This is a genomic window from Kocuria rhizophila, assembly GCF_003667225.1.
Lineage (GTDB): Bacteria > Actinomycetota > Actinomycetes > Actinomycetales > Micrococcaceae > Kocuria > Kocuria rhizophila.
Map to the genome: position 1 here is coordinate 1 of NZ_RCOM01000016.1, position 15,769 is coordinate 15,769.

The 15,769-nt window shown below is 71.3% G+C and carries 14 protein-coding genes and 1 pseudogene; 7 read left to right on the forward strand and 8 right to left on the reverse strand.

Going from position 1 to position 15,769, the window contains the following annotated elements; translation table 11 throughout:
- The 3 genes and pseudogenes from D9R02_RS12165 to D9R02_RS04190 all read right to left on the reverse strand — a co-directional run.
- A pseudogene (locus D9R02_RS12165) lies at positions 1 to 191 on the reverse strand (hypothetical protein); the annotation flags it as partial.
- Positions 188 to 2,233 (reverse strand): AMP-binding protein, encoded by a 2,046-nt coding sequence (locus tag D9R02_RS04185; protein ID WP_102613940.1) that lies wholly within the window; start codon positions 2,231 to 2,233, stop codon positions 188 to 190. The gene D9R02_RS04185 and the pseudogene D9R02_RS12165, both read right to left, overlap by 4 nt.
- Before the next feature lie 255 nt (positions 2,234 to 2,488).
- Positions 2,489 to 2,980: a hypothetical protein gene (locus tag D9R02_RS04190; protein ID WP_121241469.1), complete on the reverse strand. Its 492-nt coding sequence runs from the start codon at positions 2,978 to 2,980 to the stop codon at positions 2,489 to 2,491.
- Positions 2,981 to 3,472: 492 nt separating this feature from the next.
- Here D9R02_RS04190 and D9R02_RS04195 point away from each other — a divergent pair, with 492 nt between their 5' ends.
- The gene (locus D9R02_RS04195) at positions 3,473 to 4,231 is read left to right on the forward strand and encodes an SDR family NAD(P)-dependent oxidoreductase (RefSeq protein ID WP_070637076.1); all 759 of its coding nucleotides are present in this window, start codon (positions 3,473 to 3,475) and stop codon (positions 4,229 to 4,231) included.
- 207 nt (positions 4,232 to 4,438) lie between these two features.
- Here D9R02_RS04195 and D9R02_RS04200 read toward each other — a convergent pair whose 3' ends face one another.
- From D9R02_RS04200 to D9R02_RS04210, 3 genes are all read right to left on the reverse strand, one after another.
- Positions 4,439 to 5,359, reverse strand: a complete 921-nt coding sequence (locus D9R02_RS04200; RefSeq protein ID WP_183085946.1) for an NADP-dependent oxidoreductase — start codon at positions 5,357 to 5,359, stop codon at positions 4,439 to 4,441.
- 191 nt (positions 5,360 to 5,550) lie between these two features.
- Positions 5,551 to 6,435: an EamA family transporter gene (locus D9R02_RS04205; protein ID WP_121566400.1), complete on the reverse strand. Its 885-nt coding sequence runs from the start codon at positions 6,433 to 6,435 to the stop codon at positions 5,551 to 5,553.
- A gap of 101 nt (positions 6,436 to 6,536) precedes the next feature.
- Complete coding sequence (locus D9R02_RS04210; protein ID WP_039102154.1) at positions 6,537 to 7,130, reverse strand: TetR/AcrR family transcriptional regulator; 594 nt, start codon at positions 7,128 to 7,130, stop codon at positions 6,537 to 6,539.
- A gap of 96 nt (positions 7,131 to 7,226) precedes the next feature.
- On the opposite strand from D9R02_RS04210, the gene D9R02_RS04215 reads away from it, so the two are divergent.
- The 5 genes from D9R02_RS04215 (at position 7,227) to D9R02_RS04235 (ending at position 12,041) form a co-directional block, all read left to right on the forward strand.
- Positions 7,227 to 8,459: a multidrug effflux MFS transporter gene (locus D9R02_RS04215; RefSeq protein ID WP_121566401.1), complete on the forward strand. Its 1,233-nt coding sequence runs from the start codon at positions 7,227 to 7,229 to the stop codon at positions 8,457 to 8,459.
- A 213-nt stretch (positions 8,460 to 8,672) separates the two neighbouring features.
- A complete protein-coding gene (locus D9R02_RS04220; RefSeq protein WP_121566402.1) occupies positions 8,673 to 10,043 on the forward strand; it encodes an agmatine deiminase family protein in 1,371 nt (456 codons plus the stop codon).
- A gap of 6 nt (positions 10,044 to 10,049) precedes the next feature.
- A complete protein-coding gene (locus D9R02_RS04225; RefSeq protein WP_047978386.1) occupies positions 10,050 to 10,673 on the forward strand; it encodes a thymidine kinase in 624 nt (207 codons plus the stop codon).
- A gap of 155 nt (positions 10,674 to 10,828) precedes the next feature.
- Complete coding sequence (gene pyrE, locus D9R02_RS04230; RefSeq protein WP_047978387.1) at positions 10,829 to 11,410, forward strand: orotate phosphoribosyltransferase; 582 nt, start codon at positions 10,829 to 10,831, stop codon at positions 11,408 to 11,410.
- Positions 11,403 to 12,041, forward strand: coding sequence for a TrmH family RNA methyltransferase (locus tag D9R02_RS04235; RefSeq protein ID WP_121566403.1), 639 nt, complete (start codon positions 11,403 to 11,405; stop codon positions 12,039 to 12,041). The genes pyrE and D9R02_RS04235 overlap by 8 nt, the downstream gene beginning before the upstream one ends.
- Here D9R02_RS04235 and D9R02_RS04240 read toward each other — a convergent pair.
- Both D9R02_RS04240 and D9R02_RS04245 read right to left on the reverse strand, forming a co-directional pair.
- Positions 12,026 to 12,934: a LysR family transcriptional regulator gene (locus D9R02_RS04240; RefSeq protein WP_121566404.1), complete on the reverse strand. Its 909-nt coding sequence runs from the start codon at positions 12,932 to 12,934 to the stop codon at positions 12,026 to 12,028. The genes D9R02_RS04235 and D9R02_RS04240 overlap by 16 nt on opposite strands.
- Before the next feature lie 147 nt (positions 12,935 to 13,081).
- The gene (locus D9R02_RS04245) at positions 13,082 to 14,215 is read right to left on the reverse strand and encodes a diaminopropionate ammonia-lyase (RefSeq protein ID WP_059280721.1); all 1,134 of its coding nucleotides are present in this window, start codon (positions 14,213 to 14,215) and stop codon (positions 13,082 to 13,084) included.
- 175 nt (positions 14,216 to 14,390) lie between these two features.
- Between D9R02_RS04245 and D9R02_RS04250 the strand changes: the two genes are divergently transcribed.
- Positions 14,391 to 15,761 (forward strand): lipase family protein, encoded by a 1,371-nt coding sequence (locus tag D9R02_RS04250; RefSeq protein WP_039102162.1) that lies wholly within the window; start codon positions 14,391 to 14,393, stop codon positions 15,759 to 15,761.
- Positions 15,762 to 15,769 lie beyond the last annotated feature (8 nt).

Below are 15,769 nucleotides of genomic sequence, written 5' to 3' on the forward strand. Positions count from 1 at the left end.
GTCAGAGGTGTATAAGAGACAGCCACTGCCATGACGTGCAGTTCGGCGGGAGCGTAGCCGTAGGGCGCGTCAGGGTTCCACGCGCCCTCGTCGGCTCGGTACTCCGCGTTGAAGAGCTGTTCCAACTGGTAGAGCTGTCCGCCCGTCAGGTCCTCGTGCCACACCAGGCAGATGTCAGTTTCCAGACTCACTCACCCCGCAACGACGGGAAGTCCGTGTCCGCGTACTCCACGGAGTCGCCGGAACCGGTCTCGCTCGTCGACTCGCCCGCTCCACCCGCCGCCGCCCCGGCGTCCCCCAGCGTGTCCGGGTGCAGCAGCGCCTCCCGGCGGCGCAGCTCCACCCGGCGGATCTTCCCGGAGATGGTCTTGGGCAGCTCCGCGAACTCCAGCCGCCGGATGCGCTTGTACGGGGCGAGGTTCACGCGGCAGTGGTGCAGGATGCTCTCGGCGGTCTCCGCGGTGGGTTCGTGACCGTCCGCGAGCACCACGTACGCCTTGGGCACCGCCAGACGGATCGAGTCCGGCGAGGGAACCACGGCCACCTCCACCACGGCGGGGTGCTCGATCACCACGGACTCCAGCTCGAACGGGGAGAGCCGGTAGTCGGAGGCCTTGAACACGTCGTCCGCGCGGCCCACGTACGTGAACACCCCGGTGGCGTCCCGCGAGACCACGTCGCCCGTGTGGTAGACCCCGTCCCGGAACGCGTCCGCGGTCTTCTGCGGGTCCCCGTGGTAGCCGGGGGTCAGCCCGATCGGCCGGGGGTCCAGCCGCAGGCACAGCTCACCCTCGGTCTCGCTCTCCTGGTCAGTGTTCGGGTCGATCAGCACCACGTCGTAGCCCGGCAGCGCCCGGCCCATGGACCCGGGCTTCACGGGCATGCCCGGGGTGTTGGCGATCTGCAGAGAGGACTCCGTCTGCCCGAACCCGTCCCGGATGTCCGTGCCCCAGGCGGCCTTCACACGCGAGATGATCTCCGGGTTCAGCGGCTCGCCCGCGGCCACGGTCTTGCGCGGCGGGTTCTTCAGGTGGGACAGGTCCGACTGGATCAGCATGCGCCACACGGTGGGCGGCGCGCAGAACGAGGTCACGTGCTCGCGCTCCATCTGGTCCATCAGCGCCACGGCGTTGAAGCGCGTGTAGTTGTAGAGGAACACGGTGGCACCGGCGATGAACGGCGCGAAGAAGTTCGACCACGCGTGCTTGGCCCACCCCGGCGACGCCACGTTCAGGTGCACGTCCCCCGGCTCCAGCCCGATCCAGTACATCGTGGACAGGTGCCCCACCGGGTAGGAGGTGTTCGTGTGCTCCACGAGCTTGGGCAGCGAGGTGGTCCCGGACGTGAAGTACAGCAGCAGCGTGGCATCCGCGGGGGAGGGCTCGAGCACCTCGAACGTCTTCGGTCCGTTGAAGGACCGTGCATAGTCCAGCACGCGGTGCTCCCCGATCGGCGCCAGTTCCGCACTCCCGGACGACGACGCCGCTGCGCCGCCTTCCGCACCACCCGCACCGTCCACGGTGCTCGCGGCATTCCCCGACGTCGTGCCCGAGGAGGTGTCCGCGCCGGAGGTGGACGAGGCGGTGCCCCCGGAGGTGCCGGGGCCCGAGGAACCGGCCGGGGCGGCGTCGTCGTCCGCGGAGGGGGAGGCGAAGGCCCCGGAGGTGGGACGCACGCGGTGGTCCGGCTGATCCGGGACCTGGATGATCGTGAAGTCCCCGGGGACGTCCGCGAACTTCAGCGCGTTGCTGTGGGAGGTGACCACCCACGAGGCGTTGCCGCGCTCCACGCGGTCCCGGAGGTCGTTCTCCCCGAGCATCACGGTGGTGGGGATCATGGGTGCGCCCAGCTTGGTGCACGCGAGCATGGTCTCCCACAGCTCCACCTGGTTGCCGAGCATGAGGATCACCCGGTCCCCGCGCTGCACCCCCTGGCCGCGCAGCCACGTGGCGAGCTGGGACGAGCGCCGGGAGAGCTCGGCGTAGGTGCGGCGGGTCTGGGTGCCGTCCTCCTCGACGATCACCAGCGCCTCGCGGTCGGCCTCCTCGCCGGCGCCGAGGGCGTCGAACCAGTCGAGGGCGAAGTTGAAGGTGTCGAAGCGCGGCCACTCGAACTCGGCGTGGGCGGCGTCCAGGTCCGTGCGCAGGCGCAGCATCTGGTCCCGTGCGGCGCGGAAACGCTCGGTGACGGACTGCCCGGACGCTGCGGTCTGGGGTGCGGTGGTCTCGCTCATGGGGATCCTCGTTCCAGTGCGGGGACCCCGTGCCGCGCCCGTGAACCACGGTGTTCACCGGGGCCGTGCGGCCGCCAGGGGTCCGGGTGAGAACTTTCCCCCAACGTACTGCAGGAACCTGCCCCGATGTGGTCCGTGTCACGGGAAATATCGAGGGGTCGAGGGAAGTCGCCGACACAGCCGCCCTGGGGAGTGCGTTCCGCACGGTGGGACGCTGGGAGGGGGCGCTTCGAGGGGGATGGGCGAGTGCGGGCCTCAGGTGCGCGTGTGCTCGGGGTGGCGGTCGTCGCTTGGGGCTGCTGAGCCTTGGGCGATGACGGCCATGAGAGAGACCCATACGGTCAAAGACAGCAGCGTCCCGCACCACAGGGCTGTGGCCGGTGGGTAGCTGACTGCCGCAGTGGCGAAACCTTGTGAGGCATCGGTAATGAAATGCAGGTATGTCACGGCAACCGAGGCGACGACGGATACTGCGGCGATGAAGGCTGCGCTAGTGAGGGATATTCCCTGGACGGGGGTATGGTGGTGTGAATTTTTTAGGTGCGATGACTCAAGGACGAGTAAAGCCGCCCCGATGCCCAGCGCGCTCACCGACACCATCATCAGGAGCAATCCTAACCCTATAGCTGTGCTCGTGGTGCGGCTGGCGACCCAGCTCAACCACAGGGAAATCCCGGTGGCACTAATGAGCAGATACCCGAAGATAATTCGGAACATTATCAAGGACTTGGGTGTCTGAGTGTGCATTTTAGTTGTTCTTTCCTGAGCCCATGTAGAACTTCCAGCCGACCGAACGAACTACGCCGTAATATTGTTTGGCAATCTTACCGCACGCGGTTCTGCGAATGGCCTCGTTGGGGTGGGCGCGGTTGCAGGTAACAACCAGTCGCCCGAACAGCAATGCGTCACAGTTGGTTTCCCGCAATGGCCAAACGGCGAGGCTTCGATGGTTCCCGGTACCTGAGTATCGGGAACCATCACACCATGAGGAGGTAGGGACTGTGAGCGCCGCTGGTCTCGGCGCCGGGTGGATCACGTATGGGGTGGGTGGAGGGCAGGTCCGCCTGCCACGGGCGGCTCGGTCCGGGTGGTTCCACCGCGGCCGGGAGTGTGACACGTCCCGACCCCACGAGCCCCGGAGCGGGTGTGACGTGAACTACCCCGTCCGGACCCGTACGATCGGCCGGGACAGCAACCGGGCGGCGTCGTGCGCCGCGCACCACAACGGCAGGAGCGGACATGGACATCACGGGTACTTCGGCGATCGTCACGGGGGCGGCCTCGGGGCTGGGGGCGGCCACCGCCGCGCAGCTCATCGAGCGCGGGGCGAAGGTCGTGGGCATCGACCTGCCGGGCGGCATCGAGAAGGCGCCCCAGGTCGAGGGGCTCACCTACGTGGCCGCGGACGTGACCCACGAGGAGCAGGTGCGCGCCGCCGTCGCTCGGGCCGCGGAGATCGCCCCGCTGCGCACCGTGGTGAACTGCGCCGGCATCGGCCCGTCCGCGCGCGTGGTGGGCCGCAACGGCGTGCACGACCTCGCCCTGTTCGACCGCGTGGTGCGCATCAACCTGGTGGGAACGTTCACCGTGCTCGCGCTCGCGGCCGAGGTGATGACCGCGCAGGAGCCGGTGGACGAGGCTGGCCAGCGCGGCCTCGTGATCAACACCGCGTCCGTGGCGGCGTTCGAGGGGCAGATCGGGCAGGCGGCGTACGCGGCGTCCAAGGGCGGGGTGCACTCCCTGACCATCGCGGCCGCGCGCGACCTCTCCTCCCGCGGCGTGCGCGTCATGACGATCGCCCCCGGCATCGTGGACACCCCCATGCTCGGCAGCGTGGGCGAGGACTACCGCTCCGCCCTCGCGGAGTCCGTCCCGTTCCCGCACCGCCTGGCCCAGCCCGCGGAGTTCGCGCAGCTCGCCGGGATGATCGTGGAGCACGACTACCTCAACGGCGAGACTATCCGCATGGACGGCGCCCTGCGCATGGCGCCGCGCTGATCCTCGCTGCCGCGCACCCGTCCCGCCCGGCCACGCAGCCCCGGGCGACGACGCCGCACGGCCCCGCACACGACGATGCCTCGCCACGTTCAGGCGTGACGAGGCATCGTCATGAGGTGGCCGGAGCTGCGTGGCCCCGGCCTGCGCGGAAAGCCCCGGGGGTCGTGCCGCTGAGGTCGGCGCGGCCCCCGGGGAGCATGGCGCGGATCAGTCGACCGTCAGCACGATCTTGCCCACGGCGTGACCCTCCTGGCTGGCCGTGAACGCGTCCGGCAACTGCTCGAGCGGGAAGGTGCGGTCCACGCGGACGGTGAGCTTGCCGTCGTCGGCCAGGCGGGCGAGTTCCGTGAGCTGCTCCGCGTCCGGGGAGACCCACATGTAGTGCCCGCCGTGCTTCTCCACCTCGGGGTCCGCGATGGAGCCGTGCTGGCCGCCGTCCGCGAGCACGGCCACGGTGTCCTCCACCACGCCGCCCACGAAGTCCGCGACGATGTCCACCCCGTTCGGGGCGAGCTCCTTGACGCGCTCCACGAGGCCGTCCCCGTACTCCACGGGCTCCGCGCCGAGCTCACGCACGTAGTCGTGGTTCTTGGCCGACGCGGTGCCGATCACCCGCGCGCCGAAGGCCTTGGCGATCTGCACGCCCATGCTCCCCACGCCACCGGAGGCCGCGTGGATCAGCACGGTCTTGCCCTCCGCGAGGCCCAGTCGGGTGAGCACCTGGTACGCGGTGAGTCCCGCGAGCGGCAACCCACCGGCCTGCTCCCAGCTCAGTGCCGCGGGCTTGGGGGCCAGCGTGCGCACCGGCACGGAGACGTACTGGGCGAACGTGCCGCCGTGGATCCAGTCCTTGCGGGCGTAGGCGATCACCTCGTCGCCCTCGGAGATGCCTGGGGTGTCAAAGCCCTTGCCCACGACGACGCCCGCGACGTCCCAGCCAGGGGTCGCCGGGAACTGGGCGTTCATCATGGGATCGAGCCCACCGGACATGACCTTCCAGTCCACCGGGTTGATGCCCGCCGCCTTGACCTGCACCAGGACCTCGCCGGGACCCACCTTGGGCATGGGCTGGTCGGTGAGCTCCAGCACGGAGGTGTCGCCGTACTGCTGATATGTCTGCGCCTTCATCGTGGTCATGTCCGTCTCAACAGGACCGGGCGGGGGTCTTATTCCATGCCGCGGCAAGTTCTTTCGTGCACGGGACGTGGTCTGCCTGACGACGCCGCACGCTCGTCCTGGCCCCGGTCCTCACGGCCCGTCCCGCCGCCGCCCGGCCCGCGCCGGTTCCGTCAGGGCGCGAAGACCCGGCCCTGCCCGGCTCACGCGCTGATCAGCGCAATGCCCGTGAGCACCGCGGCGCAGCCGATGAGCCGTGGCACCAGGCGGTTCTCCTTGTAGATCCACCACGCGAGCAGCGAGCCCACCACGATGCTCGACTCCCGCAGGGGAGCCACCAGAGCCACCGGGGTGGACTGCATGGCGAACAGCACCAGGATGTACGCGAGCGGGGACAGCAGGCCCACCGCGACGATCCGGTTGCGGTCCACGGCCCACGAGTGCGCCATCTCCTGCCGCTGCCGCCACGCGTTGGGGGTCAGGGTGAGCACCAGGACCACCGAGGTCAGCGCGAAGTACAGCACGGGCGGCAGGTCCAGGGTGGCCATGGAGTGGTCGTCCCACAGGGTGTACCCGGCGATGCACGCGCCCACCGCGGCACCCCACAGCACGCCAGTCAGCGCGGAACCTCGGGTGAGCCCGGCGTCGTCGTCCCGGGTGGAGGTGGGCGTGCCGAACGTGGCGACCACGGCCACGCCCACCAGGACCGCGACGGCCCCCGCCGCGGCCGTGAGAGAGAGCTGCTCGCCCAGGAACAGGACCGCCACCAGCATGGTGATCATGGGCCCGGTGCCGCGCGCCACGGCGTAGACCACGCCCAGGGGTGCGCGGTCGTAGCCGGTCTGCAGGGCGGTGCCGTAGACGGTGTGCAGCAGCCCGGAGACCACGGCGGCGCCCACCAGCGGCCACCCCCAGGACTGCCACGCGCCGGGTTCCAGGAGGCTCACGGGGATCAGCACCACGGAGGAGACCAGCCCGTACCACCACACGAACAGGGTCCCGTTGCCGCGGATGCCCTTGGCCAGGATGTTCCAGACCGCGTGCACCACGGCGGCCAGCAGGATCAGGGACACGCTGAGAGGGGCCATCACCGTCCATTGGAGCGCACGCGGGGACGCGCGGGCGAATCGGAGGGCGCACTGTGTCGCCGCAGCACGCCCACCGCCCGGCGCGGAGCATCCGGGGCGGCTCAACCCCTCCGGTACGCGAGCAGCTCCGCCATGGCCGCCACGGTCTCCCGGGCGATGCCCGTGCGGTTCTCCACGTGCAGCTTGAACATGACGCCCTCGCCCAGGGAGATCACCAGTTCGGCGGGGACCCTCGTGTACCCGCTGAGCCGCAGCAGCTCGCGTGCCTGACCCTCGAGCCGTATGCGCTCCTCGGCCAGCACGGTGGCCAGCTCCGCGTTCTCCCGGGTGGTGTCCACGAGCCAGCACAGGGTGCCGCGCAGCTCCGCGTCCTCTAGCCCCCGGCCAGTGATGACCCGGAGCATGCGCTGCGCGGTGACCTCCGGGCCCGGGCGGGCGGAGTCCTCGGCCGCCTCCGCCAGCACTCGCCGGGCCTCGGCGTCCCGGCGGGACTCGATGTCCTCCACGCACGCCGTGAGCAGGGCGTCCCGCGTGGCGAAGTAGTAGCGGATGGAGCCGTTGGGGACCCCCGCCTTCTCGGCCACCTGGCGGTGGGTCACGGCGGCCGTCCCCCCGCGCGCCAGCAGCTCGCACGCTGCTGCGAGGATGTCGGCTCGGCGCTCCACGGCGCGGGCCTGTGTGCCTGCGATGACCATCACTCCTCAAAACTAGTACACGCGTACAACTATGCTATATCCTCGTCCAGTGCCACCCGCCGTGCGGGCAGAGACAGCAAGAAGGCAAGCTCAGCCATGACAGCAACCCTCAACACCTCCGAGGTGACGCCGGCCCCCGCGGGCCCGCCCCGTTCCTTCCTCCTCTCCCTGGCCGCCGTGCTGGGTGTGGGGCCCTTCGCGATCGACATGTACCTCGCGTCCCTGCCCGAGATCGGCGCCGAGTTCGCCGCGCCGTCCTGGATGGTGCAGCTCACCCTCACCGGCTACCTCATCATGCTCGGTGCGGGGCAGCTGGTTGCGGGACCCGTCACGGACGCGTTCGGGCGGCGCCGCCCGCTGCTGCTGGGACTCACCATCTTCATCGCGGCCTGCCTGCTCGCCGCCGCGGCGCCCTCCATGGCCGTGCTCGTGGTGGCCCGCATGCTCCAGGGGGCGGGGGCGGCCATGGCGTTCGTGGTGATCAACAGCGCCGTGCGGGACCGTGTCTCCGGCGACGCCGCCACCCGCGCCTTCGCCGTGCTCGTCACCGTGACCTCGGTGATCCCCATGATCTCCCCGGCCGTGGGCGGCTGGGTGGGCGAGCTCTTCGGGTGGCGCCCGGTGTTCCTGGTGCTCGCGCTGATCGGGGCGGTGTCCCTGGGCATCGTGTTCCGCTGGCTGCCCGAGTCCCTGCCCGCGGAGCGGCGGGTCCCGCTGGCCTTCGCACCCGTGCTGCGCGCCTACGCCGGGCACCTGCGCTCCCGCCGGATGCTGGTGCCCCTGGGGGCGCTCGCGGGCACCTTCGTGTACCTCTTCTGCTACCTGGGTGGCGCGTCCTACGTGTACCAGGACCACTACGGCGTGGGGCAGGCGGACTTCGGCATGATCTTCGGTGTGACCGGCCTGGCCTCGGTGGGCGGCGCGGTCATGGGCCACCGACTCGCGCCCCGCATGACCACCGGCCAGCTGGGGGTCTTCGGCATGGCCGTCATGGTCGCTGGCGGAGTCCTGGCCACGTGCTCGGCCGTCTTCACGGACTCCCTGTTCCTGCTGGCCCTGAGCGTGGGCTTCGGGCTCCTGGGCCTGGGTGCGTGCGAGCCCGCCTTCATGTCCCTGTGCATGTCCTCGGCCACCACGAACGTGGGGGCGGCCTCCGCGCTGCTCGGCGCCACCCAGTTCCTCTCCGGTGCGCTCACGACGGCGCTCATCGCCTTCCCCGCGTCCTTCGCCCCGTGGGCGTGGGCCGCCACGATGCTCGGTGTCGCGGTGGCGTCCCTCGGGTTCGCCCTGGTGGCACTGCGCTGGACCGCCGCGGTGCAGCGCGTCTGAGGTTCCGGCCGCGCGGGAGTCGACCGGGCGGCGTCGTCGGCCGGTGTGAACCCGCGCCCCACGGGCCGCGTCCGCCGCGCAGTGGTGGGGCTCGGCCGTGTGCCCACCGCCCGGCGTCCCCGCTCCGGGGGCTAGTGTGAACACTGCGCAGCACGCGGCCGGGGCAGGGGCCGTGACCTCCCAACTTCTGCCGGCATGGAAAGGCGCTCTCCCGTGAAGAAACGACTCGTCGCCGAATGGGAGCCCGCGCTCGGGGCCTTCGTCACGTGGCCCGCGGCCCTGCCGGGAGCCCTGCTGCGGGACCTCGCGCTGGACGAGCACCTCTGGGTCCTCGTCACGGACGCCGCCTCGGAGAACGACGCCGCCTCGTGGTTCGCGTCCCAGGGCGTCTCCCCGGACCGGGTCACGTTCGTCCGTGCGCCGCAGGGTGACGACGCCGTGTGGGTGCGCGACTGGGGTCCGCACCCCGTGATGGACGAGCACGGTCAGCTGTGGTGCGTGGGCCCGCGGTACGTCTACGCCACCCCGTTCACGGCCCACGAACCGGGCGCGCCCCTCGAGACCGCGGACCGGGAGCCCCTCGCCGCACTCGAGTACGAGCCCGTGGACCAGCGTGCCCAGCCCGCGCTCGCCCGGGCGCTGGGGCTGCCGTTCGAGAGGCTCCCGCACGCCTTCACCGGGGGCAACGTGCTCTCGGACGGCCACGACCTGCTCATCAGCACCCAGGTGCTCGTGGCGGAGAACGCGTTCGACGGCGCCACGTGGGACGAGGTGCGCCAGGACGCCTCCGCGGCCACGGGCATGAGCGAGCACGCGGTGCTGCCCGACTACGAGAACTGGGGCATCCAGCACGCGGACTGCCTGCTCAAGGTCCTGGACGAGGAGCGGCTGCTGGTACTGCGCCCGCCCGCCGACCACCCGCTGCGGGAGCGCTACGACGCGATCGTGACCGAGCACCTGGAACCGCTGCTCACCCGCTGGGGGCGGCCCTTCGAGATCCTGCGCATGGACACCGGCATCAGTCCCCACGGTGGGCTGGCGCCGTACGTGAACTCGGTGGTGCTCAACAAGGTGGTCTACGTGCCGCGCTACGGCATCCCCGAGGACGAGACGGCCCTGGAGCAGTGGCGCGAGGCCATGCCGGGCTACGAGGTCCGCGGGTACACGTTCTCCTTCGACAAGGAGCCCCACGCGGTGCGCAACCCCCGCAACACGGGCCCCACCGGCTGGCGGGACGGGGACGTGCTGCACTGCCGCGTGCGCGGGGTGTTCGACCCGAGGATGATGCACGTGTCCGTGCGCCGCCCCGGGCCCGAGAACCCCTCGCTGATGCGCGTGCGCGCTGAGGGCTGCGGCGGCACCCGGGTGAAGGCGGTGGCCCTGCTGAGCCGCCAGGCGGACGACGCGGAGACCACCCGCACGCCCATGCGGGAGACCGCGCTGAACGGCGAGTACACGGCCCACCTGCCACAGGGCCCGGACTCCGGGGAGATCGAGTACGCGGTGGAGGTCACCTCCGAGGACGGCCGGGTGCAGCGCTGGCCGCGCCCTTCGAAGGCGTGGCTGCGTGCGTCGATAGACTGACCGACCGTGGCCAAGCTCTACTTCCGCTACGGCGCGATGAACTCCGGGAAATCCACGGCGCTGCTCCAGGCCGCCTACAACTACGAGGAGCGCGGGCAGCGTGTGCTGCTCGCCAAGCCCCGCGTGGACACCAAGGGCGAGGACCAGATCCTCTCCCGCCTGGGTGTCACCCGGTCAGTGGACTTCCTCATCCCGCCGGGTGAGAGCGTCATGGGGCTGTTCAAGCGCCACGCCCTGGGCGACGACCCGGACGCACTGCTCGAGCACGTGGAGGCCCAGCCCGTGGCGTGCCTGCTGGTGGACGAGGCCCAGTTCCTCGAGGCCGAGCAGGTGGACGACCTGCTGCGCATCGCGGTGCTCTCCGAGGTTCCCGTGATGGCCTACGGCATCCGCACGGACTTCCGCACCCGCTCCTTCCCCGGCTCCGAGCGACTCATGGAACTCGCCCACTCGCTCGAGGAGCTCAAGACCATCTGCCGCTGCGGTCGCAAGGCGGTGTTCAACACCCGCAGGGCGGGGGAGGACTTCGTGTTCGAGGGGGACCAGGTGGCCATCGACGGTGTGGCCGTGACCTACGAGTCCCTGTGCGCGGCGTGCTACCTGCGCGAGTCCGGCGGTCGGCTGGGATGAGGCCCGCGCGATGACGACGCCGCAGCCCCGGCTTCCCTGCCAAGGCACCTCGGCGGCCCGGGTCTGGTCTGCCCACGGCCGTGAGGTCACCCGAGTGGGGTGACCGAGCGCCGTCGTCCCCGCTGCCGCGCCGCCCGGGCCCGTAAGCTGGGCGCATGAACACCGACTTCTCTCCCGTGGACCTGGACACCGCCCGCGAGCGCCTGCGCGACCTCATCAAGGACCTCGCCGTGGTGCGGGGCAGGGTCACGCTGGCCAGCGGCATCGAGGCGGACTACTACGTGGACCTGCGGCGGGTGACGCTGCACCACGAGGCCTCGCGCTACGTGGGTCAGGTGATGCTGGGTCTGCTGGACGAGGCGGGCATCGCGTTCGACGCCGCCGGCGGCCTCACCATGGGCGCTGACCCGGTGGGCCACGCAATCATGCGCACCGCCGGGGACCAGGACCGCGCGATCGACACGTTCGTGGTGCGCAAGGCCCAGAAGTCCTACGGCATGGGCCGCCAGGTGGAGGGCCCCAGCGTGGTGGGCCGCAATGTGGTGGTCGTGGAGGACACCTCGACCACGGGCGGCTCCGCGCTCACCGCGGTGGAGGCCCTGCAGAAGGCGGGCGCGAACGTGGTGGCCGTGGCCGTGATCGTGGACCGCCGCACCGGCGCCAAGGAGCGCATCGAGGAGACCGCGGGCGTGCCGTGCCTGTACGCCTATTCCAAGGACGAGCTGGGGCTTGACTGAGCCGGAGCTTCCCGCTGACCGCGTGGTCGGCGTGGGCCCCTGGCCCGGCGAGTGGCCCACTGGAGACCACTGGGACCCCGAGCTGCTGCGCGACGGCGACCGTCGCAACGTGGCGGACCCGTACCGCTACTGGCGCATGGACGCGATCATCGCGGACCTGGACTCCAGGCGCCACGCCTTCCACGTGGCGGTGGAGAACTGGGAGCACGACTTCAACATCGGCTCCGTGGTGCGCACCGCCAACGCGTTCCTGGCGCGCGAGGTCCACATCATCGGACGACGCCGCTGGAACCGTCGCGGGGCCATGGTCACCGACCGCTACCAGCACGTGCGCCATCACGCGAGCGTCGCGGAGTTCGTGGAGTGGGCGCGCGGCGAGGGGCTCGCGGTGCTGGCCATCGACAACGTCCCCGGCTCGCAGCTGATCGAGACGTTCGAGCTGCCCGAGCGCTGCGTCCTAGTGTTCGGCCAGGAGGGCCCGGGGGTCTCCGAGGAGCTCGTCGACCAGGCGGACGCGGTGCTGGCCATCGAGCAGTTCGGCTCCACGCGCTCGATCAACGCGGGGGCCGCGGCCGCGGTAACAATGCACGCCTGGATCCGCCGGCACGTGTTCGGTCAGCGGGTCGGCTGAACAACCTTCCCCAGCGCCTCCAGCACCGCCTGCGCCGCTCTGTGGTTCCGCGCGCTCTCCCGCCACGCCGCGGTGATCGTGCGGCACGGTGGGGGATAACCCAGGGGTAGGGTCACGATCCCCTCGGGAGCGGAGCCCAGTGCCAGTTCAGGCAGCCCCGCCACCGCGTGCCCGCCCGCCACGAACGCCGCCTGCACCGAGAGGTCCTCGGAGACGCACGTGACGCGCGGTTCGAAGCCGCGGCGTCGGCACTGCTCACCCAGCCACGCGCGCGGCGGGGTGTGCTGCGGTTCGCCGGCCCACGCGGCGTCGGCCAGCTGGGCCAGGACGTCCTGGCCCGGGTCCAGCAGGGCCGCCCGCTCCGCGCTCATGGCCACCCGCAGCGGATCCTCGAGCAGCGGCACCAGCACCACCCCGGGCGTGGGCGGCGTGACCGCGCCGGGGTAGCTCTCAGCGATGACCACGTCCACGCCCGCTCCGGGCAGTGCGGCCAGGGCCTCGTCGGTCTCGCCCAGCCGGAAGACCACCTCGACCCCGGGGTGCTCGCGGCGCAGGATGCCCAGCGCGGCCGGCACCAGGGTGGTTGCGACCGTCTGGAACGCCGCCACCGTGACCGTGCCGCGCGGCTCGCTCGCGGCGGCGAGCACGTCCGCCTCCGCGCGCTCCAGGTCCGCGAGGATCGTGCGGGCGTGCCCGGCCAGGATGGTGCCCTGATCGGTCAGCACGAGCCGCCGCCCCACCCGTTCCACGAGCGCCGCACCCACGTCCTTCTCCAGCTGGTGCAACTGCTGGGACACCGCCGACGTGCTGTACGAGAGGGTCTCGGCCACCGCCGTGAGCGTGCCCAGGCGGCTGAGCTCGGCCAGGATCCTGAGCCGGTCCACGTTCAGCACGGGGTCTCCTCTCGGGCGGGTCCGGTCGGTACGGCGCTGCGGTGCGACGGCAGGGCGCGGGGTGACGACGCTGGGGCGTCGCCGTGCGCGCTACGCCCCCGTCAGAGGCGCTGCGGGGCCGAGGCCCCTGTCTCGTGGCTCAGTGTGTCACGCGGCGGGCAACGGGTTGGCGCCGAGCCCCTCCGTGCTGATGAGCAGCACCACGGAGTCCTTGTCCAGCCCCAGCTCGTCGCGCGCTCCCGGCGCGCCCAGCAGCTCGCGCACCCCGGCCAACGACGCCGCTCCGCACGGTCCCGAGTCCTGCCCCAGTCCCTGCAGGTCGCCCACCGCGCGGCGGCACTCGTCCTCGGTCACGGAGACGGCGGCGCTCACGCCGTCCCGGATGGTGGGCCACCCGATCCCGGACGGGGTGCCGCAGTTGAGTCCGGCCATCATGGTGGGGGCAGAGGTGTCCACGGTGACGGGCTCACCGGCCCGCAAGGACTGGGCCACGCAGTCCGCGGTGCGCGGTTCCACCGTGAGCAGGGCCGCCGTGCTGCGGGCCACGCCCCGGTAGTGGTCCACCATGGCGTGGGCCAGGGCGCCGACCCCCACGGGGCAGGCCACGAGGTCCGGGCCGTGGGCGCCCGCGGCGGCAAGCTGCTCGTCGGCCTCGGCGAACAGGGTCATGTAGCCCTCCACGATCCAGCGCGGCACCTCCTCGTATCCCGGCCACGAGGTGTCCTGGACCAGCAGCTCGTCCGGACCGGCGGCCGAGCGCGCGGCGGTGGCCACGGCGTCGTCGTAGGAGGGGCCGCCGAAGACGACCGGGGCGCCCTCGGCCTCGATGGCCCGCACGGCGGTGTCACCCACACCGCCCGGGATGTAGACGCGGGCGCGCAGGCCCAGCAGGGCGGCCATGCGGGCGACGGCGCGGCCGTGGTTGCCGTCCGTGGCGGTGACGATCGTGAGCTGGGGGGAGCCCGCAGCGCGCAGACCGTCCCGCAGGCTCTCCACGGTGATGTTCTCGGCGGGCAGCCCGATCCGCTGGGCCACGGTGCGGCACACGGCCCACGAGGCACCGAGGATCTTGAAGGCGGGCAGGCCCAGGCGGTCCGACTCGTCCTTGACGAACACCCGGCCCACGCCGAGCTCCGCGGCCAGGGCGGGCAGCTCGCGCAGGGCGGTGGGGGCGTAGCCGGTCATGCTGCGGTGCAGCTCGTGGGCAGAGGCCCGCCCGGGGGTGGTGCGCCACTGGGCGGCGCGGGAGTTGAGGTACGGGGTGACGGTCTGTGTGGTCATAGTTCCATGCTCCCGCTGCCGGACCCGTCAGAAAAACGGGAATGTACGGATGGTTCTTTCCAGCTCTGCTTCACCGTGGGGCGGTCCGAGGTCTGGCCGGTCGGCTATGGCCAGGGCCCGGTGGTTACCGTAGGGTCATGTGAGTCGCATCACATTACGAAAGGGTCACAGGACCATGTCACGATCGACCAGGCCACTGCCCCTTCGACGTTCCGCGGGAGCCCTGGCGCTCGGCGTGGGACTGCTGCTCGGGGGACTGCAGCCGGCCACCGCACAGACCACGCCGGACACCGCACCGGACGGGAGATTCTCGGAGCTGCCACGCTCCGCCCAGGACCAGGCACTGCAGGAGGAGGGGCTCACGCGGGAGGACGTGGCTCGGGGGCAGGCGCTGCAGAAGCTCTCCACCACCACGGGCGGCGCGTTCTACGAGACCCCGGCCCAGCTGCCGGCCACGGACGGGGACGTGGTGCGCTCGGAGGCCTCCACGTTCTACCTGGACCCCGTCAAGCTGATCAAGCCCAACGCGTCCTCCATGCGCATCATGTACAAGACCACCAACAGCAAGAACCAGGCCGTGCCCACCACGGGCACCGTACTGGAGTCCAAGGCGGCGTGGAAGAAGGCCGGCCCGCGCCCGCTGGTGGTGCTGTCCCCGGGCACGCAGGGCATGGGCGACCCGTGCGCCCCCTCCCGCCAGTTGGCCATGGGCATGAACTACGAGGGCATCAGCCTGGCCGGGCTGGTCAACGCCGGCTACAACGTGGTGGTTCCGGACTACATCGGCCTGGGCACCGAGGGCACCCACACCTACATGAACCGCGTGGACCAGGGCCACGCCGTGCTGGACGCGGTGCGTGCCGCGCAGCGCCTCGGCGTGAAGGGCATGGACGCCACCACGCCCGTGGCCGCCGTGGGCTACTCGCAGGGTGGCGGAGCCACCGCCTCCGCCGTGGAGATGGCACCCCAGTACGCCCCCGAGCTGAAGATCAAGAGCGCGTGGGTGGGCGCCCCGCCCGCGGACCTCGTGGCCACGGGCAAGAAGATCGACTCCAGCCTGTTCACGGGCCTGTCCTTCTACGTGATGGGCGCCGCCCAGGACTCCGGGGTGGACGTGCGGAGCAAGCTCAACGCGGAGGGGCAGAAGCGCTACGACAAGGCCCAGGAGAGCTGCGTCATCGGGGGTGTCCTGGGTGAAGCCCTGGTGCCCTCCAAAACCCTCACGGCGGACGGTCGCTCGTTCTCCCAGCTGCTCGAGGACCCTGAGCTGAAGGCGTACCTCAAGGCTCAGGACAACGGTGCCGCGGGCCGCCACCCCGCCGTGCCGGTGCGGGTCGCGCACGGGCTCGCGGACGACGTCGTGCCCTACCAGGCGGGGCGCAACCTCGCCAAGAGCTGGTGCACCGCCGGGACGAACGTGTCCCTGCAGACACTGGTGACCCCCACCCATCTGGGCGGCTACGTGGAGGGCATCCCCTCGATGCTCGCCTACCTGGACGCCCGCTTCAACGGCATCCCGCAGACCAGCTCGTGCTGGCGGCTGTGAGGCCGTGA

Excerpts from the sequence above, each read along its gene's own strand:
- pyrE (WP_047978387.1), top strand. The coding sequence starts at position 10,829 with ATGAACACCGACTTCTCTCCCGTGGACCTGGACACCGCCCGCGAGCGC.
- D9R02_RS04205 (WP_121566400.1), bottom strand. The coding sequence starts at position 6,435 with ATGGCCCCTCTCAGCGTGTCCCTGATCCTGCTGGCCGCCGTGGTGCAC.
- D9R02_RS04185 (WP_102613940.1), bottom strand. The coding sequence starts at position 2,233 with ATGAGCGAGACCACCGCACCCCAGACCGCAGCGTCCGGGCAGTCCGTC.
- D9R02_RS04210 (WP_039102154.1), bottom strand. The coding sequence starts at position 7,130 with ATGGTCATCGCAGGCACACAGGCCCGCGCCGTGGAGCGCCGAGCCGAC.
- D9R02_RS04215 (WP_121566401.1), top strand. The coding sequence starts at position 7,227 with ATGACAGCAACCCTCAACACCTCCGAGGTGACGCCGGCCCCCGCGGGC.
- D9R02_RS04200 (WP_183085946.1), bottom strand. The coding sequence starts at position 5,359 with ATGAAGGCGCAGACATATCAGCAGTACGGCGACACCTCCGTGCTGGAG.
- D9R02_RS04195 (WP_070637076.1), top strand. The coding sequence starts at position 3,473 with ATGGACATCACGGGTACTTCGGCGATCGTCACGGGGGCGGCCTCGGGG.
- D9R02_RS04190 (WP_121241469.1), bottom strand. The coding sequence starts at position 2,980 with ATGCACACTCAGACACCCAAGTCCTTGATAATGTTCCGAATTATCTTC.
- D9R02_RS04250 (WP_039102162.1), top strand. The coding sequence starts at position 14,391 with ATGTCACGATCGACCAGGCCACTGCCCCTTCGACGTTCCGCGGGAGCC.
- D9R02_RS04245 (WP_059280721.1), bottom strand. The coding sequence starts at position 14,215 with ATGACCACACAGACCGTCACCCCGTACCTCAACTCCCGCGCCGCCCAG.